The 23,736-nt window shown below is 67.1% G+C and carries 26 protein-coding genes; 15 read left to right on the top strand and 11 right to left on the bottom strand.

Annotation, left to right across the window (positions count from 1 at the left end; translation table 11 throughout):
- The first annotated feature begins 29 nt into the window (after positions 1-29).
- Genes AC3WTE_RS12270 through AC3WTE_RS12250 form a run of 5 tightly spaced genes read left to right on the top strand, consistent with a single transcriptional unit; the run spans position 30 to position 5,405 of the window.
- The gene (locus tag AC3WTE_RS12270) at positions 30-827 is read left to right on the top strand and encodes an SDR family NAD(P)-dependent oxidoreductase (RefSeq protein WP_492437783.1); all 798 of its coding nucleotides are present in this window, start codon (positions 30-32) and stop codon (positions 825-827) included.
- Between the two features lie 2 nt (positions 828-829).
- Positions 830-1,618, top strand: a complete 789-nt coding sequence (locus AC3WTE_RS12265) for a glucose 1-dehydrogenase (RefSeq protein ID WP_492437781.1) — start codon at positions 830-832, stop codon at positions 1,616-1,618.
- A 43-nt stretch (positions 1,619-1,661) separates the two neighbouring features.
- On the top strand, positions 1,662-2,663 hold the full coding sequence (locus AC3WTE_RS12260; RefSeq protein ID WP_492437779.1) for a permease: 1,002 nt from the start codon (positions 1,662-1,664) through the stop codon (positions 2,661-2,663).
- Entirely contained in the window at positions 2,660-3,325 is a 666-nt protein-coding gene (locus AC3WTE_RS12255; RefSeq protein ID WP_492437777.1) for a TIGR03943 family putative permease subunit, read from the top strand. The genes AC3WTE_RS12260 and AC3WTE_RS12255 overlap by 4 nt, the downstream gene beginning before the upstream one ends.
- On the top strand, positions 3,282-5,405 hold the full coding sequence (locus AC3WTE_RS12250) for a RecQ family ATP-dependent DNA helicase (protein ID WP_492437776.1): 2,124 nt from the start codon (positions 3,282-3,284) through the stop codon (positions 5,403-5,405). Before AC3WTE_RS12255 ends, AC3WTE_RS12250 begins: the two co-directional genes overlap by 44 nt.
- On the opposite strand, the gene AC3WTE_RS12245 is transcribed toward AC3WTE_RS12250, so the two are convergent.
- On the bottom strand, positions 5,398-6,066 hold the full coding sequence (locus tag AC3WTE_RS12245; protein WP_492437774.1) for a GNAT family N-acetyltransferase: 669 nt from the start codon (positions 6,064-6,066) through the stop codon (positions 5,398-5,400). The genes AC3WTE_RS12250 and AC3WTE_RS12245 overlap by 8 nt on opposite strands.
- Before the next feature lie 101 nt (positions 6,067-6,167).
- Entirely contained in the window at positions 6,168-6,812 is a 645-nt protein-coding gene (phoU, locus tag AC3WTE_RS12240; protein ID WP_492437772.1) for a phosphate signaling complex protein PhoU, read from the bottom strand.
- A gap of 277 nt (positions 6,813-7,089) precedes the next feature.
- On the opposite strand from phoU, the gene AC3WTE_RS12235 reads away from it, so the two are divergent.
- Positions 7,090-7,521, top strand: a complete 432-nt coding sequence (locus AC3WTE_RS12235) for a hemophore-related protein (RefSeq protein ID WP_492437770.1) — start codon at positions 7,090-7,092, stop codon at positions 7,519-7,521.
- A 59-nt stretch (positions 7,522-7,580) separates the two neighbouring features.
- Here the strand turns inward: AC3WTE_RS12235 and AC3WTE_RS12230 are convergent, their stop codons facing one another.
- On the bottom strand, positions 7,581-8,477 hold the full coding sequence (locus AC3WTE_RS12230; protein ID WP_492437768.1) for an IclR family transcriptional regulator: 897 nt from the start codon (positions 8,475-8,477) through the stop codon (positions 7,581-7,583).
- Between the two features lie 166 nt (positions 8,478-8,643).
- On the opposite strand from AC3WTE_RS12230, the gene AC3WTE_RS12225 reads away from it, so the two are divergent.
- The 4 genes from AC3WTE_RS12225 to AC3WTE_RS12210 all read left to right on the top strand — a co-directional run bounded on the left by AC3WTE_RS12225 (position 8,644) and on the right by AC3WTE_RS12210 (position 12,409).
- Positions 8,644-9,165: a hypothetical protein gene (locus AC3WTE_RS12225; protein ID WP_492437766.1), complete on the top strand. Its 522-nt coding sequence runs from the start codon at positions 8,644-8,646 to the stop codon at positions 9,163-9,165.
- A gap of 109 nt (positions 9,166-9,274) precedes the next feature.
- Complete coding sequence (locus AC3WTE_RS12220; RefSeq protein ID WP_492437764.1) at positions 9,275-10,402, top strand: hypothetical protein; 1,128 nt, start codon at positions 9,275-9,277, stop codon at positions 10,400-10,402.
- A 2-nt stretch (positions 10,403-10,404) separates the two neighbouring features.
- Positions 10,405-11,187 (top strand): SDR family oxidoreductase, encoded by a 783-nt coding sequence (locus AC3WTE_RS12215; RefSeq protein WP_492437763.1) that lies wholly within the window; start codon positions 10,405-10,407, stop codon positions 11,185-11,187.
- 73 nt (positions 11,188-11,260) lie between these two features.
- Entirely contained in the window at positions 11,261-12,409 is a 1,149-nt protein-coding gene (locus AC3WTE_RS12210; RefSeq protein WP_492437761.1) for a sulfotransferase family protein, read from the top strand.
- A gap of 63 nt (positions 12,410-12,472) precedes the next feature.
- Here AC3WTE_RS12210 and AC3WTE_RS12205 read toward each other — a convergent pair whose 3' ends face one another.
- Together AC3WTE_RS12205 and AC3WTE_RS12200 are read right to left on the bottom strand one after the other, a co-directional pair.
- The gene (locus AC3WTE_RS12205) at positions 12,473-12,952 is read right to left on the bottom strand and encodes a hypothetical protein (protein WP_492437759.1); all 480 of its coding nucleotides are present in this window, start codon (positions 12,950-12,952) and stop codon (positions 12,473-12,475) included.
- Entirely contained in the window at positions 12,952-14,106 is a 1,155-nt protein-coding gene (locus AC3WTE_RS12200; RefSeq protein ID WP_492437757.1) for a 3-ketosteroid-9-alpha-monooxygenase, oxygenase component, read from the bottom strand. Before AC3WTE_RS12200 ends, AC3WTE_RS12205 begins: the two co-directional genes overlap by 1 nt.
- Positions 14,107-14,233: 127 nt before the next feature.
- Between AC3WTE_RS12200 and AC3WTE_RS12195 the strand changes: the two genes are divergently transcribed.
- Positions 14,234-14,758: a gamma carbonic anhydrase family protein gene (locus AC3WTE_RS12195; protein WP_492437755.1), complete on the top strand. Its 525-nt coding sequence runs from the start codon at positions 14,234-14,236 to the stop codon at positions 14,756-14,758.
- A 64-nt stretch (positions 14,759-14,822) separates the two neighbouring features.
- Positions 14,823-15,347 (top strand): hypothetical protein, encoded by a 525-nt coding sequence (locus AC3WTE_RS12190; protein WP_492437753.1) that lies wholly within the window; start codon positions 14,823-14,825, stop codon positions 15,345-15,347.
- 4 nt (positions 15,348-15,351) lie between these two features.
- Here the strand turns inward: AC3WTE_RS12190 and AC3WTE_RS12185 are convergent, their stop codons facing one another.
- Genes AC3WTE_RS12185 through AC3WTE_RS12165 form a run of 5 tightly spaced genes read right to left on the bottom strand, consistent with a single transcriptional unit; the run spans position 15,352 to position 19,195 of the window.
- A complete protein-coding gene (locus tag AC3WTE_RS12185; protein WP_492437752.1) occupies positions 15,352-15,753 on the bottom strand; it encodes a nuclear transport factor 2 family protein in 402 nt (133 codons plus the stop codon).
- A 1-nt stretch (position 15,754) separates the two neighbouring features.
- Positions 15,755-15,883 (bottom strand): hypothetical protein, encoded by a 129-nt coding sequence (locus AC3WTE_RS12180; RefSeq protein WP_492437750.1) that lies wholly within the window; start codon positions 15,881-15,883, stop codon positions 15,755-15,757.
- 17 nt (positions 15,884-15,900) lie between these two features.
- The gene (locus tag AC3WTE_RS12175) at positions 15,901-17,076 is read right to left on the bottom strand and encodes a thiolase family protein (protein WP_459367042.1); all 1,176 of its coding nucleotides are present in this window, start codon (positions 17,074-17,076) and stop codon (positions 15,901-15,903) included.
- A 34-nt stretch (positions 17,077-17,110) separates the two neighbouring features.
- Positions 17,111-18,172, bottom strand: a complete 1,062-nt coding sequence (locus tag AC3WTE_RS12170) for a thiolase family protein (protein ID WP_492437748.1) — start codon at positions 18,170-18,172, stop codon at positions 17,111-17,113.
- A gap of 9 nt (positions 18,173-18,181) precedes the next feature.
- Positions 18,182-19,195 (bottom strand): Zn-ribbon domain-containing OB-fold protein, encoded by a 1,014-nt coding sequence (locus AC3WTE_RS12165; RefSeq protein WP_492437746.1) that lies wholly within the window; start codon positions 19,193-19,195, stop codon positions 18,182-18,184.
- A 58-nt stretch (positions 19,196-19,253) separates the two neighbouring features.
- On the opposite strand from AC3WTE_RS12165, the gene AC3WTE_RS12160 reads away from it, so the two are divergent.
- The 3 genes from AC3WTE_RS12160 to AC3WTE_RS12150 all read left to right on the top strand — a co-directional run bounded on the left by AC3WTE_RS12160 (position 19,254) and on the right by AC3WTE_RS12150 (position 22,376).
- Positions 19,254-20,285 (top strand): LLM class F420-dependent oxidoreductase, encoded by a 1,032-nt coding sequence (locus AC3WTE_RS12160; RefSeq protein WP_492437745.1) that lies wholly within the window; start codon positions 19,254-19,256, stop codon positions 20,283-20,285.
- 184 nt (positions 20,286-20,469) lie between these two features.
- Positions 20,470-21,144 (top strand): acetoacetate decarboxylase family protein, encoded by a 675-nt coding sequence (locus AC3WTE_RS12155; protein ID WP_492438246.1) that lies wholly within the window; start codon positions 20,470-20,472, stop codon positions 21,142-21,144.
- The gene (locus AC3WTE_RS12150) at positions 21,141-22,376 is read left to right on the top strand and encodes a cytochrome P450 (RefSeq protein ID WP_492437744.1); all 1,236 of its coding nucleotides are present in this window, start codon (positions 21,141-21,143) and stop codon (positions 22,374-22,376) included. Before AC3WTE_RS12155 ends, AC3WTE_RS12150 begins: the two co-directional genes overlap by 4 nt.
- 25 nt (positions 22,377-22,401) lie before the next feature.
- Here the strand turns inward: AC3WTE_RS12150 and AC3WTE_RS12145 are convergent, their stop codons facing one another.
- A complete protein-coding gene (locus tag AC3WTE_RS12145; protein WP_492437742.1) occupies positions 22,402-23,619 on the bottom strand; it encodes a sensor histidine kinase in 1,218 nt (405 codons plus the stop codon).
- Between the last annotated feature and the right edge of the window lie 117 nt (positions 23,620-23,736).

Raw genomic sequence — 23,736 nt, 5'->3', positions numbered from 1 at the left:
GTCAGCACGATGGGGAACGGAGTAGGGACATGCAACTGAGGAACAGCCGGGTCCTGGTCACCGGCGCCAGCCGCGGTCTGGGCAGGAACATCGCGCAGGCGATGGCCCGGCGCGGAGCCGAGGTCGCGCTCGTCGCCCGTAACGCCGAGCAGCTCGAAGAGCTGGCAAAAGAGCTGGGCGGCAAGGCATATCCCGCCGACCTGATGGATCCGGCAGCGGTCGAAGCGCTGATCGGCCGGGTGGAGGCCGACGGGCCCGTCGACGTCATCGTCAACAACGCCGGTGTGGACTGCGTCGGCCGCTTCTACCAGGCGTCGTCCCAGGACGTGCGAGACCTGTTGCAGGTCAACCTGATTGCCCCCATGGAGTTGTGCCGCCAGGTGATGCCGCTGATGATGAAGCGCGGTCGAGGCCACATCGTCAACGTCTCCTCGATGGGTGCCATCTCCACAGGCCCGGGCGTCACCCTCTATGGCGCGTCCAAGGCCGGGCTCAGCCATTTCACCGCGGGCATCCGTTCTGAGCTGCGGGGCAAGCCGGTGCACACCACGCTGGTGCAGATCGGTGAGGTCAAGACCGACATGATCGACCACATCCGGTCGTTCGGGCCGGCGCGCCGCACCATCGAGCGGTCGCTGAAGTTCCGGATGATCCCGCAGGAGCCGCTGGACGCCGACACGGTCGCCGAGGCCATCGCCGACGCCATCGAGAAAGCGAAGAAGCACGTCATCCTACCCAAGCGCATTGCGGCCATGGCCTACCTCACCGAGACTCCGCGCCGGGTCTCGGAGCTCATGCTCACGGGCATCGACCAGGACGGCGACTAGTCATGGGTGGGCGGGCGGGAGGCACAGTGGATCTGACGGGCAAGGTCGCGATCATCACGGGCGCGGCTCGTGGTCAGGGTGAGGCCGAGGCGCGGCTGTTTGCCGCCCGCGGCGCGAAAGTGGTGCTCACCGACGTCCTGGTCGAAGAAGGGGAGGCGGTCGCCGCGTCCATCGGCGCCGCCGCCCGCTTCCAGCGCCACGACGTCGGTAACGAAAGTGATTGGCGGACAACGATCGAACTGGCGTTGAGCGAGTTCGGCCGGATCGACGCGCTGGTCAACAACGCGGCGATCTGCACCGTCGAACCCCTGATGGACCACACCGCCGAGTCGTGGGAACGGCAGTTGCGGGTCAACCTGATCGGGCCGTTCCTCGGTACTCGCGTTGTCGTCGAACCGATGCGCGCGAACGGCGGTGGCTCGATCATCAACATCTCGTCGCAGGCCGGCCTGCAGGGGCTGGCCGGGTACAGCGCGTACGGCGCCTCCAAGTGGGGCCTGCGCGGCTTCTCGAAGGTGGCCGCAATCGAGTTGGGGCCCATGGGTATTCGGGTCAACACCGTCTACCCCGGCATGATCGACACCCCGATGGTGGCGCACCTGCCGATCGAACGTGGCCTCGGCGGTCACCCGGGCGCACCGCTGACGCGCGTCGGGTTGCCCGACGAAGTCGCCGAGGTGGTGGCATTCCTGGCGTCGGACGCGTCGTCGTACATGACGGGCGCGGATCTCGCGGTCGACGGCGGCGCGAGCGCGGGCCGGATTCCGGTCGTCCCCGCCGAGCCGCAGTAGACGCAACGAGCGACTTGTCAGACTTCCCGGGCAAGATGGGCGCATGGTCGGGGACGAATCCACGCTGGCGCCGGATCGGCGGCGCCGGGCCGGGTCGATGGAGCTGTTGCTCGTCGGCCTGATCGGCCTGGCGCTGTCAGGTTCGTGGGTCAGCGGTCTGCTGACCGACCACGCGCGCCTGGCGACGGCGGCCACGGTGTTCTGTGGGGTGTTCGTGCAGGCCTTGCCCTTCCTGGTGCTGGGCGTCATCGTCAGTGGCCTGGTGGCTGCGTATCTCACCCCGGAACGGCTCGCCCGCTGGTTGCCGCGCCGCCCGGCGCTCGCAGTGGCGGTGGCGGGCATCGGCGGTGCCGCGCTGCCCGGGTGCGAGTGCGGGTCGGTGCCGGTGGCGCGTCGGCTGTTCAGCCGAGCGACGGCCGGGGCGGCCCTGACCTTCATGCTGTCGGCGCCGGCGATCAACCCCGTGGTGCTGGTGGCGACGGCGGTTGCGTTCCCCGGGCAACCGCAGATGGTGGTGGCACGCTGCGCGGCCTCGCTGCTCACCGCGGTGGTGATGGGCCTGCTGTGGCAGCGCTGGGGCCGCACCGAATGGGTGACGCGGTCGCTGCCCGCGCATCACGACGAGGACGCGTCCCGGTTCACCGTGTTCACCGAGGCGGCCCGGCATGACTTCCTACAGTCCGCGGCCTATCTGGTGATCGGCGCCGGCGCGGCGGCCGTACTGCGCGCCGCCGTCCCGCCGTGGGTGTTCGAGCACGTCGCCGGCAACCTGGTGGTGGGCGTCGTCACCATGGCGTTGCTGGCTGTGGTGCTGGCGCTGTGCTCGGAGGCCGACGCGTTCGTCGCGGCCAGCCTGACCATGGTCCCGCTGGTGCCGCGACTGGTGTTCCTGGTGGTCGGTCCGGCAGTGGACGTCAAATTGTTCGCGATGCAGGCCGGGGTGTTCGGCCGGCCGTTCGCGGTGCGTTTCGCGCCGGTGACTCTGGTGGTGGCGACCGCCTGCGCGACGGCCGTCGGACTGCTGCTGCTCGGGGGCGCGCAATGAGTCGGGAAACGCAGAACATCCTGGTGCTGCTGATCGGGCTGAGCACGGGGCTGATCGCGGTGAAGGGCACCTACCTGAACTTCGTGAAACCGGCGCTGCTCCCATGGCTGCTCGTGGCGGCCGTCCTGCTGGTGGTGCTGGCCGCGGTGTGCCTGGTGCGCGACCTGCGCCGCGGACCGCCGAGTGGCCATCACCACCGGGGGTCGCTGGCGTGGCTGCTGCTCATCCCGGTGGCGCTGACCGCGTTCGTCACCGTGCCGCCGATGAGCGCCGTCGGCGCCGAGACGGTCACCGCGGCGATCGCGCCGCCGAAACGGGCTTTCCCGCCGCTGCCGGCCGACGGCGCGGTGTCGTTGCCGGAGGTGGTGTTGCGGGCGGCCGCGGATTCCACGAAAAGCCTTGAGGGACGGACCATCACCGTCACCGGATTCACCATGGGTGACGATCTGGCCCGAGTCGTCATCGTGTGTTGCGCCGCCGACGCGCAACTGGCGCGCATGCACCTCACCGGCGCGGTCGGTCCGCACCCGAATGACACCTGGCTGAAGGTGCGGGGCAAGGTGATACCCGGGTCGTCCAGCCCGTCCACGAATTTCGTCCCAACCATGGAAGTGACAAGTGCCGACCCGATTCCCAAGCCCCGCAACACCTACGCGTACTGACGCGCAGGCCCTGCTCGAACAGCTCGCCGGCCCGGAGGCCGTCCTGCGCGATGACCAGTGGGTGGCCATCGAGGCGCTCGTGGTGCAGGGCCGGCGGGCGCTGGTGGTGCAGCGCACCGGGTGGGGCAAGTCCGCGGTGTACTTCATCGCGGCCAAGCTGCTGCGGGCTGCCGGTCGCGGTCCGACGGTCATCGTCTCGCCGCTACTGGCGTTGATGCGCAACCAGGTGGCTGCTGCCGAACGTGCGGGCGTCCGAGCTGCCACGATCAACTCGAGCAACGTCACCGAATGGGACGACGTGCACCAGCGCGTCTCCGCCGGCGACCTCGATGTGTTGCTGGTCAGCCCGGAACGATTGAACAATCCCGACTTTCGCGATGCCGTATTGCCGGCACTGGCCGCCGACGCCGGGCTGGTCGTGGTCGACGAGGCACACTGCGTCTCCGACTGGGGCCACGACTTCCGTCCGGACTACCGCCGCATCCGTACGCTGATCGGCGAGTTGGGTTCAGGCATACCGGTGCTCGCGACCACCGCGACCGCCAACGACCGCGTGGTGCAGGACGTCGCCGCGCAATTAGGCGTCGGCGGTGCCGACAATGGGCCGGGTGGCGGTGGGGGCACTCTGGTGCTCCGCGGCGGACTGGACCGGGAGTCGCTGCGTCTGTCGGTGGTGCAGGCCGGGGGGCCCGCGCAACGTGCGGCATGGCTTGCGGCGCATCTGGATTCGCTGCCCGGCTCCGGCATCGTCTACACCTTGACGGTGTCGCAGGCCCACGACATCGCCGCGTTGCTGCGCGAGCAAGGGCACACCGTCGCGTCGTACACCGGCTCCACCGAGGCCGCCGAACGCGAACAGTTGGAAGCCGACCTGCTGAGCAACCGGGTCAAGGCGCTCATCGCGACCTCGGCCCTGGGCATGGGGTTCGACAAACCGGACCTGGGCTTCGTCGTGCACCTGGGTGCGCCGTCATCACCCATCGCGTACTACCAGCAGGTCGGCCGCGCCGGTCGCGCCACGTCCAGCGCCGAGGTGATCCTGCTGCCAGGCAAGGAGGACGCCGACATCTGGCGGTACTTCGCGTCCGTGGCCTTCCCGTCGGAAGCCTTGGTGCGCAAGGTGATCGGTGAGCTCGAACCGGACCGGGCGCTGTCGACCGCGGCGCTGGAACCGCTGGTCGACCTGAACCGCTCCCGGTTGGAGATGGTGCTCAAGGTGCTCGACGTCGACGGCGCGGTACGCCGGGTCAAGGGCGGGTGGATCAGTACCGGCGAACCGTGGTCGTACGACGAGGAGCGCTACCGGAACCTGGACGCCGCGCGGCAACGCGAGCAACAGGCGATGTTGGACTACCAGTCGACGACCGAGTGCCGAATGGTGTTCCTGCGCAGCCAACTCGATGACCCAGAACTCGACGGCAATGGCTGCGGCCGGTGTGACAACTGTGCCGGTGCGCGCTACACCGCCGATGTCGACGCGGGGGCGGCTTCAGCGGTGCGAGACCAGCTGATGCGACCCGGCGTGGAGATCACCGCACGCAAGCAATGGCCAACGGGTTTGGGTTCCTTGGGGATTGGGCTCTCGGGCCGGATTTCCGGCGGGGCCGAGCCGGGCCGCGTCATCGGGCGGCTGACCGACCTCGGCTGGGGTGCGCGCCTGCGTCAACTGCTCGACAGCCCTGACGGCGAGGTGCCCGACGCCGTGGTGCAGGCTGCCGTCGCGGTCCTGAAGGCCTGGGACTGGGATACGCGTCCCGTGGCGGTGATCGGCCTGGATTCCGAGGGCCACCCGCAGCTCATCGGCTCGTTGGTCAACCGGCTGGCGGAACTGGGTCGGCTGCAGAACTTGGGCACGCTGCACTACCGGCCGCAGCGACGGCGGGTGACGGCCGCCAACTCCGCGTATCGAGTTGCGGCGCTGGTGGATTCGTGGGAGGCGCCCGCGTTGGACGTCACCGGACCGGTGCTGCTGGTGGACGATCTGGTGGACACCGGCTGGACCATGACGATGGCGACCCAGGCGCTGCGCGGCGCCGGGGCACCCGCGGTGCTGCCCTTCGCGATCGCAGCGGTCAGCTGAGCCGCCCGGGCCGGTGCCGACGGAGTGCCAGTTGGTCGACCACCCCGTCGACAGCCCGTAGTTGGATATCGCCGCGGCGCACTGTGTCCCACTGGGCACGGGTCATGGTGAACTCCAGCATGGTGTCGAGGACACCGCGCCGCGACTGCCGCGACGATCCGGCCTGCGTATAGGGCAGCGACCGCGTAACCCCGAGCGACGCCGCGTTGTCGTGCCACGCGGCGGTGCGCGCCAGGTCGGCGTCGAATCCGGTGAAGATCAGGTGCAGCGCGGCCGCGCGCATCTCCCTGCCGAGGCCCTGTCCCTGATAGCGACGCCCCAGCCAGGAGCCGGTGGACGCGATCCGTCGAGCCGGAAAACCGTCGGCGGTCACTGCGCACACGCCGACGGGATCGCCGTCGACCATCACGGCCATCGGTATGTCCCAATGCTCCGTCGACACCTCGGCGCGGGTCTGCCGGAAGTACTTGACGGTGTTGCGCTCCAGCTCGGGGGAGACCGCGTCGGTCCACGGGACCGCGAACGGCATGGTGGCCGGGTCGTGGATGCCCTCGGCTGCCAGCTGGGCCAACTGGTCGGCGTGGTTGTCGGTCACGTGACACAGTCGCAGGCTCGGAGTGATCACCTCCAGTTCGGCCAGCGGCCACCGCGAATGCTGCATGCCCAATACCAACACACTCGCGTCAATCCGGGAAACGAATATCCTCCGGCCTCAAGTGCCCTGACCAGTGGCTTTGACGGGCTTCTCCGGTGTGGTTGGCGTCAATTCGGCCGGGTGCCGGTGGTCTGGTAGATGATGCGGTCCGCGATCTCGACCACGTGGTCGGCAAAGCGTTCGAAGTAACGGCTGAGCAGCGTGACCTCCACCGCAGCGGCCGTGCCGTGGCGCCAGTCCGGGTGCATCACAATGGCGAACAGGCGCTTGTGAATGGCGTCCATCGCTTCGTCCTCGGTGCCGAGCTGTGCCGCTCTTTCCGAATCTTCTTCGAGCACAATATGTTTCGCCTCAAAAGCCAATTCCGCGGCGATGCGGCCCATCTCGGTGAAGTGGCCGCGCACTTCGGCGGGTACGGCAGCCTCAGGGTGGTGACGGCGCCCGATCTGGGCGATGTGCGCTGCCAAGGCCCCCATGCGCTGGAGATCGGCCACGGTTCGCAACGTGCTCACGACGGCGCGCAGGTCACGGGCCACCGGAGCCTGGCGGGCCAGGATCGTGAAGGCCTCCGCTTCCAGGGCAGCGGCACCGTGATCGATCTCGTGCTGGCGATCGAGAACCTGTTCGGCCGCTTCCACGTCAGCGTGCAGTAATGCGCCGGTGGCCAGCTGCATCGTTGTCGCAGCGAGTTCGCACAATCCGGCGATACGGTCGTTGAGAGCGTCGAGTTGCTCGTGGAAAGCTGTCCGCACGGGCCATCAGCATAGAACGTCGACGGCGATTTTCATGACGGCTGTATTAACTATCAGCAAACTCGACTCGCAAGGCCTGGCGGATGGGCTGGGGATGCGGCGGCTGTGGTGGCTGTTCCCGCGGGCTGTGTGGAGCTAAGACGACGGGGCTGCCATTGCCCTCGGCGAGTCCTGATGAACTGCAATTTTGTCCGCTTGCGTAACACCAGCACCGTAGTGAGCGAAGTACCTCCAGAGGCCGGGGTAGATCGATGCGGCCGGAACCAAGGAGGACTCCATGACTCGTGCCGTTACTTTCGGCCGTTCCACTCTCGGCTTCATTGCCCTGGGAGCCGCCTGCGCAGCGCTGGCCACCCCCCAGGTGCACGCTGATCCCGTGAGCCCGACGTCCCCGACCACCACGACCACTGTGGCCCCGGCCGCCACCGTCGCCGACTGCAGCACCGCGACGCTGGCCAAGACCATCAGCTCGGTCACCCTGCAGCTGTCGGACTACTTCGCCGCGCACCCGGATGCCGACAGCTCGCTGCTCGATGCCACCCGCCAGCCGGCGTTCACCGCCATGAACCAGTTCGACAGTTACTTCAAGGAGCACCCGGACCAGGCCGACGCGCTGCGCGGCATCCAGGCTCCGCTGGCCGCGTTCAAGGACCGCTGCGGCCTGCAGGTCGCGCCGACCGACGCGCTGGCCGTCCTCAACGGGGTTTAGTGATCACCCGCCGAACGTGAGCGAATGTGTCAATCCGGCAATGGATTTCGCACACAAGCTCACGTTCGGCCGGGCTGGGAGCCACCGAGCTGCGCCGTGAGCGTCGCAGCCGCGGCTACCAGCCCACGAGCCCGTTTACCGATCTCGGCGTCGGTCAGCGCACGACCGATCTGCAGCGACAGCACCATGGCCTGTCGTTGGTGATGGTCGAACACCGGCGCGGCGATGACGCTGATGTCGTGCTTGGTCCGCCCACTGGCCTCGCTCGGCAGGTACACCCGTTCGCCGATGTCGGAGACGAGTTCGCCCAGCAGCACCCGTAGTTCGTCGGGCAGGTTGCTCGACATGCCGGCCATCATGGCGTACAGCCGCCGCCCGCCCGGTGTCAGTCGTTCCACGAGATAGCCCGATTCGCGGCACTCGGCGATCACCCGCTCCAGCCGCGCGCTGTCGGTGCGCAGCGGAATCGTCGGCTCCTTGGCCAACCAGTCGCGCACCGCGCGTTCGTCCCACAGCACGAACATGAGGCCGACCGGTGGGGCGAACGGATAGCTCTGCCCGACCTGCACCGGCTCCGGACTGCCGTGCGGTGCAACGAGTTCCAGCAGCGTGATGCGGTCGTCGACCACTGCCGACAGTGCCGCTGTGGCATTGAACGCCTCGGAGAGCCGGCGCAGCTCTGCCCGTGCGGCCGGACTGATCCGCATGGACTCCTGCGCGGTGTGGCCAAGAGTGATCAACCGCGGCCCCAGCCGGTAGGTCTTCTCGGCCGCATCGCGCACCAGATAGCCGGCGTCGGCGAGTGTGGTGACGATGCCCAGACAGGTGGGCTTGCTGAGGTTGAGCCGGCGCGCCAGCTCGGACAGCCCGAACTGTTCCTGGGGGTGACTGGCCAGGAAGTCCAGCACCGCCACGACGCGGGCGGTGGGCGGCGACGCGCGACCGGTGTCAGTCATGGCAAGGAATGTACGACATCGGTCCAAATATGGACCGTGACGGCGGGCTGCTCTCCGCAGGCCGGCGCGTCTTCCACACCGTCGCGCGAAAAAGTGTCCCATCCCCGCCGAGCGCGCCTCTTACCTGTGCGGGTTCAGATCGGCCCGCTTCGACAGAGGAGCAACAATGACCACTTCGACCAATTGGTACCAGCTGCCTGCCGCAGTGCGCATCGGCGCGAACGCCGCCCTCGGTCTGGCCGTGGCCGCGCTGGTGGCGGCGATCTATTACCCGGCCGGACCGTCGTCGCATGTCGTACTGACGACGGCCGCCGTCGTGTCTGTGGCGATGGTGTTCGCGGCGTTCTGGGGTGAACACCTGCTGCGCCGGGATTATGGCTCGGCCGCGCAGTACGGCGAGTTCGCGGCTGCGCTGAGGTCCGGCCGGCTACCGGCGCGCATCGAACCGGCGGCGTGGCGCGGGTGGCTGGCACGCAGTCGCACGCTGAACCTTCAGCGCATCGGTGCCGTGGCGCCGCTGGTGGTTTTCGGGCTGGTGCCGGCGCTGCGGGTGCCGACGACGGCGCATCTGGTGATCGCCGCTGTACTGGCCGCGCTCGCGGTGTGGTCGGTCGTGAAGTGGCACGTCGAGCGGCGGCACATCGCCGTGCTGACTGCGGCGGTTGAAGAGCGCGCGGCCGGTCGGTGACGGCCTGCGGTGGGCGTCCTGCGGCATTGACGGCGACTGCAACACGTTCTACTCTTCAGTCGGAATATCTACCGATGCGTTCCAATATTGGAACGGAAGGGTGCGCCGTATGTTCTCGCAGTCGTTCGTCGATGCCGTCGCCGAGGCCGAGCGCCTCGTTGCCGCGGCGCCGTTCATCGAAACCGAGGCCGACCTGCTCGAAGGCCTGCAGTACCTCGCCGGCTGTATCGCGTCGTGCACGCACGTCGCGTTCGACTTCGACAAGGACCACCCGTTCCTGCACAGTGGCACCGGCCCGTTCGAGAAGATGGGCCTGGACAATCCCGACACCATGTACTTCGGCACCCGCGTGCAGGCCGGCCATGAATACGTCGTCACCGGGCGGCGCGGCACCACCACCGACGTCAGCTTCCAGCTGCTCGGAGGCGAGTACACCGACGCCAACGTGCCGGACAGCGAGACCGCGTTCGACGATCGCAAGCTCGACATCGCCGAGGACGGCACATTCGAGTGGCGGTTCACACCGGCCACGCCGGCACAGTTGGTAATCCGCGAGGTCTACAACGACTGGTCGGCGCAGCGTGGTTGCTTCGCCATCTCCCGCACCGACACCGCGGGCACCGCGCCGGAGCCGCTGACCCGTGAGCTCATCGAAAAGCGGTACGCCGTCGCCGGGAAGCAGCTGGTGCAGCGCGTCAAGACCTGGCTGCAGTTCCCGAAGTGGTTCTACGACAACCTGCCGGTCAACACCCTGACCGCGCCGCGGCTGACCCCGGGTGGGCTGGCCACGCAGTACTCCGCCGTCGGGCACTATGAGATGACGCCGGACCAGGCCATGGTCATCACCCTGCCGGTGTCGGACGCGCCGTACCTGGGCTTCCAGCTGGGCAGCCTCTGGTACATCTCGCTGGACTACATCAACCACCAGACGTCGCTGAACGGCACTCAGGCGCAGGCGGATCCGGACGGCAAGATCCGGATCGTGGTGTCCGAGAACAACCCTGGCGTGGCCAACTGGTGCGAGACGTTGGGCCACGCCAAGGGCTACCTACAGTTCCGCTGGCAGCGGGTGTCCCGCGAGCTGACGGCCGAGGACGGGCCGACGTGCGAGGTCGTCGACCTCGATGAGGTGGCGTCGAAGCTGCCGTTCTATGAGAGCAACAAGATTTCGGACGAGGACTGGCGCGCGCGGATTGCGCTGCGGCAAAAGCTGATTGGCGAAAGGATGGTGGGCTGACCGTGAGCGGGCTGCTGACAAGCAAGGTAGTGGTGATCAGCGGTGTCGGACCTGGACTCGGGAAGACGCTGGCCCGCCGATGTGCCGAGAACGGCGCGGACGTGGTCCTGGCCGCCCGCACGGTGGAGCGTCTCGAGGACGTCGCCAAAGAGGTGACGGCGCTCGGCCGCCGCGCACTGGCGGTGGGCACCGACATTACCGACGAGCAGCAGGTCGCCAATGTGGTGGCCCGCACCTTGGAGGAGTTCGGCAAGGCTGACGTGCTGATCAACAACGCGTTTCGGGTGCCGTCCATGAAGCCGTTCGCCAACACCACTTTTGAGCACATGCGCGATGCGATCGAGCTGACGGTGTTCGGCGCGCTGCGCATGACGCAGGGCTTCACCCCGGCGCTGGAAGCCGCCAAAGGTGCTGTGGTGAACGTGAACTCGATGGTCGTGCGGCACTCGCAGGCCAAGTACGGCGCCTACAAGATGGCGAAGTCGGCCCTGCTGGCCATGTCCCAGACCCTCTCGACCGAGCTGGGCGAGAAGGGCATTCGGGTGAACTCCGTGATGCCCGGCTACATTTGGGGCGAAACCCTGGAAGGCTACTTCAGCCACCAGGCGCAGAAGTACGGCACCACCGTCGAGCAGATCTACGCGGCATCGGCCGCCGGCTCCGATCTCAAGCGACTGCCGACCGAGGATGAGGTGGCCTCGGCCATCCTGTTCCTGTCCAGCGACTTGTCCAGCGGCATCACCGGCCAGTCGCTGGACGTGAACTGCGGGGAGTACAAGGCATGAGCCCGCGAAGGCGACGACAAGTGAGGATCGCAGCGAGGGACGAGCGAGGACCGGAGCGAGGAGGAGTCGAGCAATGAGCACGGCGCGCACCAACGTAGGCACCATCGAGGATCTGCACGCCTCGGCCGTCAAGGCCTGCGGCCTCGACGACTTCGGTGGGGACGACGACAACTACCTGGAAGCCCTTGGCGTGCTGCTGGATTCGTACCAGCGCGAGGCCGACCTGACCGAGCTCGGCAGCAAGATGCAGCGGTTCTTCACCCGCAACGCGCTGGTGGCCCGGCTGGTGTCCAACGCCGCGTTCAAGCAGTACCCGCAGCACGCCGACGTGCCGATCGAGCGGCCCATCTTCGTCACCGGCCTGCCGCGCACCGGCACCACGGTGATCCACCGGCTGCTGACGGCAGACCCCGCGCATCAGGGCCTGGAGATGTGGCTGGCCGAGTTCCCGCAGCCGCGGCCGCCACGCGAAACCTGGGCCGACAACCCGGTTTTCTCCGCGCTCGATGCCCGTTTCAAGCAGGCGCATGAAGAGAACCCGGACTACACCGGGCTGCATTTCATGACTGCTGACGAGGTCGAGGAATGCTGGCAGCTGTTGCGTCAATCCCTGCACTCGGTGTCCTACGAGACGCTGGCGCACGTCCCGTCATACGCCCAGTGGCTGGCTCGGCAGGACTGGACCAAGTCCTATCAGCGGCACCGGCAGAATCTGCAGCTGATCGGGTTGAATGAGCCCGAAAAGCGTTGGGTGCTCAAGAATCCGAGCCACCTGTTCGCGCTGGAGGCGCTGTTGAAGGTCTATCCGGATGCGCTCGTCGTGCAGTGCCACCGGCCGGCGGAGACCATCATGGCGTCGATGTGCTCGCTCGCGCAGCACACCACGGCCGGCTGGTCGAACACGTTCACCGGCAAGGTGATCGGCGACGACTCGATGGAAACGTGGTCGCGGGGCCTGGAGCTGTTCAACGCCGAGCGGGCCAAGCATGACCCGAAGCAGTTCTGCGACGTCGACTACTTCGAGTTCATCAAGGACCCGGTCGGTGCCGTCGAGGGCATCTACCGCACGTTCGGCATCGAGTTCACCGATGCCGCACGGCAGGCCATGACCGAGAGCCACGCCCAGACCCAGAAGGGCCCGCGGGCGCCGAAGCACACCTACTCGCTGTCCGACTACGGGCTGACCGAGGAACAGGTCAAGGAGCGCTTCGCCAACCTGTAACTGCCGATCAGTCGCGAAAGCCCCCTAAATCAACCGATTTAGGGGGCTTTCGCTGTGGGTGGCCTAGCCGTCGCCGGGGGAGGGGGCGGTGGAGAACTCCTCCAGGCACCCCTCGGCGACCGCATGCTTGATGCTGTCGGACATCTTCGGGCACGAGCGGCTGCGGCTGGGGTCGCCGCCCCCGGCGCGAATCTCGCTGAAGTAGGCGCACCGCTCCGTTGCCGCCGAATTCCACTGCACCGCAGTGTGTTCCGGGCCGAGCTTCTTGACCGACACCGTCGAGTGACAGAACCGGCAGTCCACCGAGACCAGTCCGGAGGTCAGGTACCGCTCACGATCAGCCGCGGTGGCCTCGCGAACCGCGGCCAGCCGCGCCGGATCGCCGGCGAAATCCGGTGCCTTGGACCAAGATCCGCTCGCCGGCGCGCCAGACGGTGGATGCGCGTGGTCATCGTGTTCTTCACCATGACCCATCAGCTGCAGCATCGAACGGGCCAGGCGCTCTGCGTCGGGCGCCTGGGTCCGTTCGTCGTGCTGGGACATCAGCTGGACTGCTCCGCGGATTCCTTGGCCTCGGCCTGCTGACGCAGATTCTCGGCGACCTCGCCCTGCCACTTCTCGTTGGCAACCGTGGTGTCGATCTCCAGCTCGAAGCGATCCGTCATGTCCGGCGTGATGTCGGCGACGTCGACGTAGAACTGCTGGTACCAACGACGCATCTGGTAGACGGCGCCGTCTTCCTCGACCAGGAGCGGGTTGTCGATCCGGGTCTTGTGCTTCCAGATCTCGACGTCCTGCAGGAAGCCCTTGCTGACACCGTCGGTCATCGCGTCGGCCAGCTTCTGGGTGGTCTTCTCGTCCATGCCCTTGGGCTTTTCGACGATGACGCCCCACTGCAGCACGAACGCGTCCTGGCTGACCGGGTAGTGGCAGTTGATCAGGATCGACTCGGCCTTGTAGCCGCCGTAGTTGTTGTGCAGCCAGTTGATCATGAACGACGGCCCGAAGTACGAGGCCTCCGAGTCGAGGTGCGCCTCGCCGTACTGGGTGCCCATGCCGCCGATGTCCGGCCGGCCCACGTTGTGCAGGTACTGGCTGGCGATGTGGCCCTCGAAGACGTTCTTGAAATACGTCGGCAGGCCGTAGTGGATGTAGAAGAAGTGCGCCATGTCAGTGACGTTGTCGATGATCTCGCGGCAGTTGCTGCCCTCGATCAGCATCGAGTTCCACTGCCAGTCCGTCCAGTTGTCACTGTGGAATTCGGGGATCTCGGGGATCCGCACCTCTTCGGTCGGCGCGTTGCCTTCGTGGTCGTGCCACACGAAGAGCAGGCCGCCGCGGACGTCGGTCTGCCAGGCACGGGTGCGGGCCAGTCGCGGGGTGCGCTTGGCGTAGGGCACCAGCTGGCACTTGCCGTCGCCGCCCCAGCGCCAGTCGTGGAACGGGCACGCGACGGCGTCACCCTTGATGGTGCCCTGGGACAGGTCCCCGCCCATGTGGCGGCAGTAGCCGTCCAGGATCTTCAGGTCACCTTTCGAGTCCGCGAACACCACCAGCTTGGTGCCGAATGCCTCGAACGAGTGCGGCTTGCCGTCCAGGAAGTTCTTCACAGGACCCACGCAGTGCCACCCACGGGCAAAGCGGTCCGGCAGCGCGCCGGTATCGATCTCGCGAACCCCCGCGGTTTCGGTGCTCACCTTGGCCTCCCAATCTGTGCCTAGTAACTAGAACACGTTACAGTTTTTCCTCGGTGCAGCGCAATGCAAGCGTCCCCACCTGCGGTGTATCGCGAGGCCGAGCGAAGCGACGGGGTAGGTTTTGACCATGCCGCTTTACTCCTTCGAGGGCCGAAGCCCGGCCGTCGACCCCACGGCCTTCATCGCACCCACCGCCGTCCTGATCGGCGATGTCCGTGTCGAGGCCGGTGCGTCGGTGTGGTTCAACGCGGTTCTGCGTGCGGATTACGCGCCCGTCGTCATCCGCAACGGCGCAAACGTGCAGGACGGGTCCGTGCTGCACGCCCCTCCCGGCATCCCGGTCGATATCGGGCCCGGCGCGACCATCGCCCACCTGTGCGTCGTGCACGGTGCACACGTCGGTGCCGAAGCGCTGATCGCCAACAACAGCACCATCCTCGACGGCGCGGTGATCGGTCGGCGGAGCCTGGTCGCAGCCCACTCGCTGGTGGTCGCCGGCACCAAGATCCCCGACGAGGTACTGGTCGTTGGCTCGCCGGCCAAGATTCGCGGCCCGATCGCCGGGACCGGCGCCGAGACGTGGGTCAACACAAACCCGCAGGCCTACCGCGAGTTGGCCGAGCGCTATCTGGCGGGGCTGGAAGAGGTTTAGGGCTTTCAGTCCGGATTTCGCGGAAATCTGACATCGGCGCCGGCGTTCGGCCAAGACTGGGCGCATGAAGCTGCCGTTCTTCGTCCTGGCTGGTATTTCGGTGATGCTCGCGGCCCCGCTCGCGCACGCCGCGCCACCACCCAATTTTCCGGATTTCGCGGGCTTCGACGTCGTCACCGCCACCCATCTGGCGACCTATCAGCGCACAGATCAGCAGGTGGTGAAGTTCTCCACGCCCGACGGGCTGGCGTGCCTCGTGAGCGCGCTGGGCGGGGTGGCGCCGATGGTGCGGTGCTACGGGCCAGTGCCGGGAACGGCAGGTCTGGCCGTCACCGCCGATCCCAATGCCAAGGCGCCCCGAGAATTCGGGATCGCACAGGTGCATGCGGCCAACGAGGGCACGATCAGCAAGTACCGGGGCGACTACCCGACCGATCTCGCCGGCGCCGCGTTACTGGCGCCAGGCGAGAAAGTGACGCTCACGACGATCACGTGCGGGGTCGCGCCGGGTGGCGTCACCGCCTGCATCGATACCACCGACGGCGGCCACGGCTTCGTCCTGCAGCCCACCGGCTCCTGGACGTTCTAGAAAATTACGACGAACGCGGCGCTTCCCAGAAGGCACGTAGCGCCGACATCTGGCCGGCCTCGTTCACCCGGTAGGTGAAGACGCCTTCGGTGGTGAAGTCGTGCCCGGCGATGGTGGTCACGATGCTGCCGACGTTGGCTTCCTCGTCACCGCACTGGTACGTGGTCAGGAAGTTGAACACGAGCTTGTCGGTGGGCGCGATCGCCTTGTCCCAGAAGGCCGAGATGGCTTCCTTGCCGCGGTGTCCCTTGCCCTCGGGATCGAGGAACGACGGTCCGATCGGGTCCTGCACGATGGCGTCGTCGGCGAAGTTCGCCAGCCAGGCTTCCTTGTCGCGGGCGGCCACCGCATCGCGCGAGCGCTTGCCGGCCAGGTGCGCGGGGTGATTCGGGTCGGAAACTGTCATGTCAGTCCTGCCAGCCGGAGTGGATATGGATATCGGCGTACCGCTTCCGAGAATCCTTGTTCTTTTCGATCGGCGCGTCAAAGGTCGCGCCGAACCCGACTTCGTCGATCGGGTCCGGCGCGACGCTCACGGCGGAGGCCCAGGCAGCTACTTGGCCGGCTTGTCGCTCGAAACCACCCACATCGAGTAGTACTGCGCGCCACCGCCATAGGCGTGTCCCAGCGCCTTACGGGCGCCCTCGACCTGGTGGTCGCCGGCCTTGCCCATGACCTGGATGGCCGACTCGGCGAACCGGATCATGCCCGACGCACCAATGGGATTGGAGCTCAGCACACCGCCGGAGGCGTTGAACGGAATCTTGCCGCCGATGGCCGTCTCGCCGGCCTCGGTCAGCTTCCAGCCTTCGCCTTCGGCGGCAAACCCCAAGTTCTCCAACCACATCGGCTCGAACCACGAGAACGGCACGTAGACCTCGGCGCAGTCGATCTCGTCGATCGGGCTGGTGATGCCGGCATCCCGCCACAGGGCGGCGGCGGCGTCGCGGCCGGCCTGCGGGTTCACCTGGTCGCGACCCGAGTAGGCCAGCGGTTCGGTGCGCAGTGCCGTGGCGTGAATCCAGGCCACCGGATGTCCCTCGGCGACGCGGGCATCGGAGATTTCCTCATTGCCGATCACCATGGCGGCCGCGCCATCCGATGACGGGCAGGTCTCATCGAAACGGATTGGGTCCCAAAGCATCTGGGAGGCCATCACCTTCTCGACGGTGATGTCGGGCTGGTGCAGGTGGGCGAGCGGGTTCTTGGCGCCGTTGAGCCGGTCCTTGACCGCCACGATGGCACCGATGTTCTCCGGCGCACCCGAGCGGCGGATGTAGGCCCGCACGTGCGGAGCGAAGTAGCCACCGGCGCCCGCACCCACGGGCTTGGTGAACGGCACCGGAATCGAGAGCGCCCACATGGCGTTCGACTCCGACTGCTTCTCCCAGGCCATGGTCAGCACCCGGCGGTACTTACCGGACTTGACCAGGCTGGCGGCGACGATCGCGGTCGAGCCACCCACCGAACCAGCGGTGTGCACGCGGATCAGCGGCTTGTTGGTGGCGCCGGTGGCGTCGGCCATGAACAGCTCGGGCATCATGACGCCTTCGAAGAAGTCCGGTGCCTTACCGACCACGACGGCGTCGATGTCGGCCATGGTGCACCCGGCATCGGCCAGCGCACGGTCGATCGCTTCACGCACAAGGCCGTTCATCGAGACGTCCAGACGCTTGGCGACGTACTTGGTCTGTCCGGTGCCCAGGACGGCGGCGAGATTCTTGGCCATTAGCAAGTTCCTTTGTTCTTCGCGCAAGCGCTCATCACGAGCCCGCCAGGACGCATATCAGGTTTTGTTGCAGCGCGGGTCCGCTGGTGGCGTGGGCCAGCACGCGGTTCGCCGACCCGTTGAAGATGTGCTCGGCCGCGAAGCCGATGCGTTCCAGGCCGGCCGAGAACATCGGGTTGGCGGCCAATGCGCCACCCGACGGGTTGATCTTGGTAGACGCCCCGAGACCGATCGCCTCGGCGAGGATCAACTGCTGGTGGCTGAACGGCGCGTGCAGCTCGGCGATCTCGATCGAGCCGGCGTCCCCGCCGGTGGCGGCGTGCGCCGATGCGGCGGTCGAGGACGAGGTCGTCAGATCCCTCGCGCCGAGGATCGGGGTCTCGATGCGGTGCTCGAAACCGGTTATCCACGCCGGGTTTTCGCGCAGTTCCCGGGCCTTGTCGGCCGAGGCCAGCACGATCGCGGAGGCGCCGTCGGTGATCGGGGCGATGTCATGGCGACGTAGCGGGTCGGCGAAGAACGGCCGAGACAACAGGTCGTCGATGCTGCCCGTGACAACTTCGCGGTCGGTGCGGCCGCCGGCGGCGAAGGAGTCCAGCGCCACCTGAGCCATCTGCTCGGCGGTCCACTTTCCGGCGTCCAGGCCGAAGCGGGCCTGCAGGCCCGCCATCGACACGGCGTCCGGCCACAGCGGCGCGACGGTGTAGGGGTCGGTCTGCAGGGCCAGCACCCGGCGCAGAGTGCCGGCGCTGCCCTTGCCGAAGCCGTAGACCAGGGCGGTGTCGACCTCGCCGGTCAGGATCTTGAGGTAGGCCTCGTACAGCGCCCAGGCCGCGTCCATCTCCACGTGCGATTCGTTGATCGGCGGGATGGCGCCGATCGAGTCGATCGCCGAGATGAACGAAAACGCCCGGCCGGCAAGGTAATCCGACGATCCGGAGCACCAGAAGCCGATGTCGGTCTGCTTCAGACCCAACTCGGCGTACAGCTTTGCGAAACACGGCATCAGCATCTCGACGCCGTTGGTGGTGCCGTCGGTGCGGCGCACATGCGGGGCATGCGCGAACCCGACGACCGCTACTTCACTGGAAGTCATTGTTGCCCTTTACAGGTGGTGCTTGTACGAGTCGTAGTCGGCGTCGGGTTCGCCGGATGGCTTGAAGTGCGAGATGTTGTCGATGCCCAGGCCCCACTCCTCGCGAGGCTTCCACACCGCTTCCACCCGCATACCCATCCGGACGTCGGCCGCGTCGATCTCGGTGACCAGGTGCAGGAACGGGATGTCGGCGCCGTCTAGCAGCACATAGGCGGCCACGTACGGCGGCTTGATGCGCTGTCCGGCGAACGGGATGTTGATGATCGCGAACGTCGTCACAGTGCCGCGGTCGACCAGCTCGACGAACTCGTCGAGTTCCAGGCCGGTGGCCGGGTCGGCCTCCTTGGGCGGGAACAGCACCGCGCCCGGCTTGCCGTCACGGCCGATCTTGCTACGCGCACCGAGCAGCTTGCCCTCCTGCAGGCCGCGCAGGAACGTGGTCTCGGGATGTGAAGCGGTGTGCTGGATTTCGATCGAGGTCGGCACGACCAGCATGGTCACCGGGTCACGATCGTCCGCCGGCAGCGGTTCAACTTCATCCTCGCCGGGCACGAAGTACGCGATGTCGGTGATGGCGCCGACGGGCTCGTCGATCCAGTGCGCACGGACGCGGTCGCCGGCCTTCAAAGAAGCAGCGGGCGCACCTTCGCCCAGATCAACGGCGTGCAACAGCGGGGTGTCGGCGCCGTCGAGCTTGATCAGTGCCCAGGCGAACGGGCGCTGCAGCGGCTGGCCTTCGAGGGGCTGGGGCTGCCAGGTCCACGACACCACGGTGCCGACACTGGCGACCGGAACCACCTCGGTCAGGGCCTCGTACGTGACAGGGTCATACTCGGCGGGAGGTACGTGTACCCGGCCGTCCGACCCGCGGGTGCCGACGACGCGTCGTCCGCGCAGCGCGGTGAAGAACTGGCTCAGGACCGGACCTACTGAACGGGTGTAGTCGAATGACAGTTTCAGCGGGGCCGAAAGAGGCGGCTCATGGCCTGCCATCTGGGCTGGGCTGCTTTGGCTAGCGCTCACAGCATCGAGTAGAACAGGTTCTAACAATCGTGGCAAGCACGTTCGGAAAGGCGACCTCATGAAACTCGGTTTGCAGCTCGGATACTGGGGTGCCAAGCCGCCCACCGATCACGCGACACTCGTCGCCGCGGCGGAGGAAGCGGCGTTCGACACCGTCTTCACCGCCGAAGCCTGGGGCTCGGACGCGTACACACCGCTGGCCTGGTGGGGCCGGGAAACCAGCCGGATGCGCCTGGGCACCTCGGTGATCCAGATGTCGGCCCGCACACCCACGGCGTGTGCCATGGCGGCGCTGACCCTCGATCACCTGTCCGGCGGGCGCCACATCCTGGGCCTGGGCGTTTCGGGGCCGCAGGTCGTCGAGGGCTGGTACGGGCAGAAATTCCCCAAGCCGCTGGCCCGCACCCGCGAGTACATCGACATCCTGCGCAAGGTCTGGGCCCGCGAAGCCCCGGTCACCAGCGATGGCCCGCACTACCCGTTGCCGCTGTCCGGTGAGGGCACGACGGGTCTGGGCAAGCCGCTCAAGCCCATCACCCACCCGCTGCGCGCGGACATCCCGATCATGCTCGGCGCCGAAGGCCCCAAGAACGTGGCGCTGGCCGCCGAGATCGCCGACGGCTGGCTGCCGATCTTCTACTCGCCGCGCATCGCGGGCATGTACAACGAGTGGCTCGATGAGGGCTTCGCCCGGCCGGGGGCGCGGCGCACCCGGGAGACGTTCGAGATCTGCGCGACGGCTCAGGTGGTGGTCACCGACGACCGGCCCGCCGTCATGGAGATGATGAAGCCGTACCTGGCGCTCTACATGGGCGGGATGGGTGCTGAGGACACCAACTTCCATGCCGACGTCTACCGCCGGATGGGCTATGCGGAGGTCGTCGACGACGTCACCAAGCTGTTCCGCAGCGACCGCAAGGACGAGGCGGCCAAGGTCATTCCGGACGAGTTGGTCGACGACTCGGCGATCGTCGGGAACCTCGACTATGTCAAGGAACAGATCAAGGCCTGGGAGGCCTCCGGCGTCACCATGATGGTCGTCGGAGCCAAGTCGGTCGAGCAGATCAAGCAGTTGGCTGAATTGGTCTAGTTTCCCGGGCGAACAGGCGTAAGACTGTCGGTTTGGCGCTTCAACGTGCAGTTTTGCGCCTGTTCGCAAATGCGTCAGTAGACACTTATTGCGGAGTGTCTACAACGTGTTCTAGATTCGTGCTGTGACAGACGCCACCGAGTCCGCACCCTCGCAGCACACCATCGCGGGCACCGTGCTCACCATGCCGGTCCGCGTCCGCAGGGCCACGCAGCACATGGCCATGTTCTCGGTCGACGCAGACGCCGCACAACGCATGATCGACTACAGCGGCCTGCAGGTCTGCCGGTATCGCCCGCGGCGCGCGGTGGCCGTCCTGATGCTGATGCACTACGTCGACAGCGACCTGGGCGAGTACCACGAGTACGGCACCAACATCATGGTGAACCCGCCCGGCTCGACCGCCTCGGGCTTGCGCGCGCTGCAGTCGGCAGGCGCCTTCATTCATCACCTGCCCGTCGACCAGGCCTTCACGCTGGAGGCCGGCCGCAACATCTGGGGCTACCCGAAGGTCATGGCGGACTTCACCATCAGCGACGCCAAGCAGTTCTCCTTCGACGTCACCATCGACGGCCAGTTCGCCGTCGGGATGGACTTCCGGCCGGGCTTCCCGGTGCCCGCGCCGTCCAAACCGCAGGCGCCCCCGACCTATTCGCACCTCGACGGCGTCACCCGCGAGACCGTCGGCGTGATGAGGCCGTCGGGCGTGCGCTACCGGCCCGGGGGAGTGACGGTGCGACTGGGCGACCACCCGTACGCCCGGGAACTGGCCGCCCTCGGCCTGCCGAAACGCGCCATGCTCTCGGGCTCCGCTGACAACGTAGACATGACCTTCGCCGACGCTCAGGAGATCAAGTGACAAGTGTTATCACCCGCCCCGACGTCGACCTGGCCGACGGCCGGTTCTACGCCGACCGCGAGGCCGCGCATGAGGCCTATCGCTGGATGCGGGCCAACGAGCCGGTGTTCCGGGACCGCACCGGACAGGCCGCGGTGACGACCTACCAGTCCCTGCTCGACGCCGAGCGCAACGCCGAGCTGTTCTCCAGCGCCGGCGGCATCCGCCCCGACCAGCCGGGCATGCCGTACATGATCGACATGGACGATCCGGCGCACCTGGTGCGGCGCAAGCTGGTCAACGCCGGCTTCACCCGCAAGCGCGTCATGGACAAGGTGCCCTCCATCGGGCGGCTGTGCGACGCCCTGATCGACAACGTCTGTGAGAAAGGCGAGGCCGACTTCGTCCGGGATATCGCCGCTCCGCTGCCGATGGCAGTCATCGGCGACATGCTCGGGGTGCTGCCCACCGAGCGCGAGATGCTGCTCAAGTGGTCCGACGACCTGGTGTGCGGGCTGTCGTCGCACCTGGATGAGTCGTCGATCCAGATGCTGATGGAAACCTTTGCGGCATATACCGCTTTCACCATGGACGTGATCGCGGACCGGCGCGCCAACCCCACCGACGATCTGTTCTCCGTGCTGGTCAACTCCGAGGTCGAAGGCCAGCGGATGGACGACAACGAGATCGTCATGGAGACCCTGCTCATCTTGATCGGCGGTGACGAGACCACCCGGCACACGCTGTCCGGCGGCGTCGAACAGCTGTTGCGCCACCGCGATCAGTGGGACCGGCTCGTGGTGGATGAGCGCTCGCGCGAAGACCAGAGTGGGGAGCCCCGTCTCCTCTCCGGCGCGATCGAGGAGATGCTGCGCTGGACTTCCCCGGTGAAGAACATGTGCCGCACCCTGACTGCGGACACCGTCTTCTACGGCACCGAGCTGAAGAAGGACGAGAAGGTCATGCTGATGTTCGAGTCGGCGAACTTCGACGGCGAACAGTTCGAGAACCCGAACGAGTTCCACATCGACCGAACTCCCAACAGCCACTTGGCTTTCGGCTTCGGCACCCACTTCTGTATGGGCAACCAGCTGGCCCGGCTCGAGCTGCGCCTGATGACCGAGCGGCTGTTGCAGCGTCTGCCCGACCTGCGCTTGGCGGAGGGAGCGGATGTGCCACTGCGTGCCGCCAACTTCGTCAGCGGCCCCGAGGCCATGCCGGTGGTGTTCACCCCGACCGCCCGCGTGCTCTAGCCCCAGCTGCGTGGTCCTCTCGTGATCAGGCAACCGATTGCCGGCCGGCGGTCCTGGTCGGCACCGCGATCGAGATGACGGTCCCGGCTGAACCCGTGACCGCGAATTCGCCGCCGGTGGCGAGCACCTTGGTGCAGATCGAGGCGAACCCGATGTGACCGTCCTCGACGCTCTGCGCGAGCCGGTCCGCGGGGATGCCGACGCCGTCGTCGGCGATGCGCAGCTCGGCCCGGCTTCCGTTGTGCGCCAGCGTGAATCGCAGGTTGTCGGCTTGGGCGTGTTTGATCGTGTTGGTCGAGAACTCCCGGGCCGCGCTGTAGAGCAGATGATCGGCATCGGTGCGCAGGTTGTCGGGCCAGCCGTCGGCATCCAGATGGACCGCGATGCTGGTGCGGGCGGCGATGCTGTCGGCCAGTGAGGTGATCGCGGCCTTGAGGCCGGCGCGGGCCAGCACCTCGGGGTGCAGTTCACGCACCACGTCGCGCAGCAGCCGGGAGGACTCGGCCAGGGCGAAGTCGACGCGGTCCATGCCCTCGACCGACCCGTCGCGGACGTCCTCCATGTCGTGGCGGGCCACCAGGACGTATTGCAGTGCACCGTCGTGCAGGCGTTCGGAGAGCGATTGACGCTCCCGCTTCTCGAGGCTGATGACTTCTTCGAGCAGGCGGGTGCGCTCGAGCGCCAGGCCCGTGATGGTTCTGGTCTTCGATTGCTGGATCCACGACAGCGCGACCGACCCGGCCGCCAGGCCGAACACGATCGCCGTCCGCAACAAGATGGAGCCCCAGGGCTCCTGGCCGTTGGCCTCGCGGTCGATCCAGTTGACGACGAAGAACGTGCCGACGGTCGGGATCGCGATCATGGCACTGACAACGGGATCGAGCTGGGCTGCTGCGATCAACGGGATCAGGAACAGGCCGTGCTGCAACACATCGGATGTCCAGGTCTCCGGCGAGCTCAGCCCGGTATCCACCGAGATGACGGCCACCACCGTCAGATCCGCGCACAGCATGAGCAGGGAAACCGCGCGTTGGGTGCGCTGGTCCGGGCGATCGGCGGAGCGCTGCGCCCACCACCCCCATAGCGTGACCGCCGCAACGTAGCCCGCCAAGATGCCCCAGTGCAGCCAGCGGTTGGCGTTCGGTGGTTGTAGCAGCAGGCCCGCCCCGATGAATACCGCCAGGAGGGTGCGGAGCGCGAACTGCAGCAGCAGGCCCCGCAGCAGCGAGGTGTCTTTGTGCATGCCCGGCTCCTTTGTGATTTGTGCACGATTTTCCGCGATGGGTGGCTGTTGCGTTTTGTGTTGCGTGGTTGATGCACTCGGGTTTTGAGTGGGGTCGCGGCGTGTCATCTTCGGTTA

This window comes from Mycobacterium sp. FW102-FHT13B02, from assembly GCF_058790275.1.
Note: the sequence above shows the minus strand (reverse complement) of the source record. Positions and strands in the feature narration are given on the sequence as shown.

Coding starts and splice junctions, on each gene's coding strand:
- AC3WTE_RS12270 (WP_492437783.1), top strand. CDS start 30: ATGCAACTGAGGAACAGCCGGGTCCTGGTCACCGGCGCCAGCCGCGGT.
- AC3WTE_RS12265 (WP_492437781.1), top strand. CDS start 830: ATGGGTGGGCGGGCGGGAGGCACAGTGGATCTGACGGGCAAGGTCGCG.
- AC3WTE_RS12260 (WP_492437779.1), top strand. CDS start 1,662: ATGGTCGGGGACGAATCCACGCTGGCGCCGGATCGGCGGCGCCGGGCC.
- AC3WTE_RS12255 (WP_492437777.1), top strand. CDS start 2,660: ATGAGTCGGGAAACGCAGAACATCCTGGTGCTGCTGATCGGGCTGAGC.
- AC3WTE_RS12245 (WP_492437774.1), bottom strand. CDS start 6,066: ATGCAGCATTCGCGGTGGCCGCTGGCCGAACTGGAGGTGATCACTCCG.
- AC3WTE_RS12235 (WP_492437770.1), top strand. CDS start 7,090: ATGACTCGTGCCGTTACTTTCGGCCGTTCCACTCTCGGCTTCATTGCC.
- AC3WTE_RS12230 (WP_492437768.1), bottom strand. CDS start 8,477: ATGACTGACACCGGTCGCGCGTCGCCGCCCACCGCCCGCGTCGTGGCG.
- AC3WTE_RS12225 (WP_492437766.1), top strand. CDS start 8,644: ATGACCACTTCGACCAATTGGTACCAGCTGCCTGCCGCAGTGCGCATC.
- AC3WTE_RS12220 (WP_492437764.1), top strand. CDS start 9,275: ATGTTCTCGCAGTCGTTCGTCGATGCCGTCGCCGAGGCCGAGCGCCTC.
- AC3WTE_RS12210 (WP_492437761.1), top strand. CDS start 11,261: ATGAGCACGGCGCGCACCAACGTAGGCACCATCGAGGATCTGCACGCC.
- AC3WTE_RS12205 (WP_492437759.1), bottom strand. CDS start 12,952: ATGTCCCAGCACGACGAACGGACCCAGGCGCCCGACGCAGAGCGCCTG.
- AC3WTE_RS12195 (WP_492437755.1), top strand. CDS start 14,234: ATGCCGCTTTACTCCTTCGAGGGCCGAAGCCCGGCCGTCGACCCCACG.
- AC3WTE_RS12190 (WP_492437753.1), top strand. CDS start 14,823: ATGAAGCTGCCGTTCTTCGTCCTGGCTGGTATTTCGGTGATGCTCGCG.
- AC3WTE_RS12185 (WP_492437752.1), bottom strand. CDS start 15,753: ATGACAGTTTCCGACCCGAATCACCCCGCGCACCTGGCCGGCAAGCGC.
- AC3WTE_RS12175 (WP_459367042.1), bottom strand. CDS start 17,076: ATGGCCAAGAATCTCGCCGCCGTCCTGGGCACCGGACAGACCAAGTAC.
- AC3WTE_RS12170 (WP_492437748.1), bottom strand. CDS start 18,172: ATGACTTCCAGTGAAGTAGCGGTCGTCGGGTTCGCGCATGCCCCGCAT.
- AC3WTE_RS12160 (WP_492437745.1), top strand. CDS start 19,254: ATGAAACTCGGTTTGCAGCTCGGATACTGGGGTGCCAAGCCGCCCACC.
- AC3WTE_RS12155 (WP_492438246.1), top strand. CDS start 20,470: ATGCCGGTCCGCGTCCGCAGGGCCACGCAGCACATGGCCATGTTCTCG.
- AC3WTE_RS12145 (WP_492437742.1), bottom strand. CDS start 23,619: ATGCACAAAGACACCTCGCTGCTGCGGGGCCTGCTGCTGCAGTTCGCG.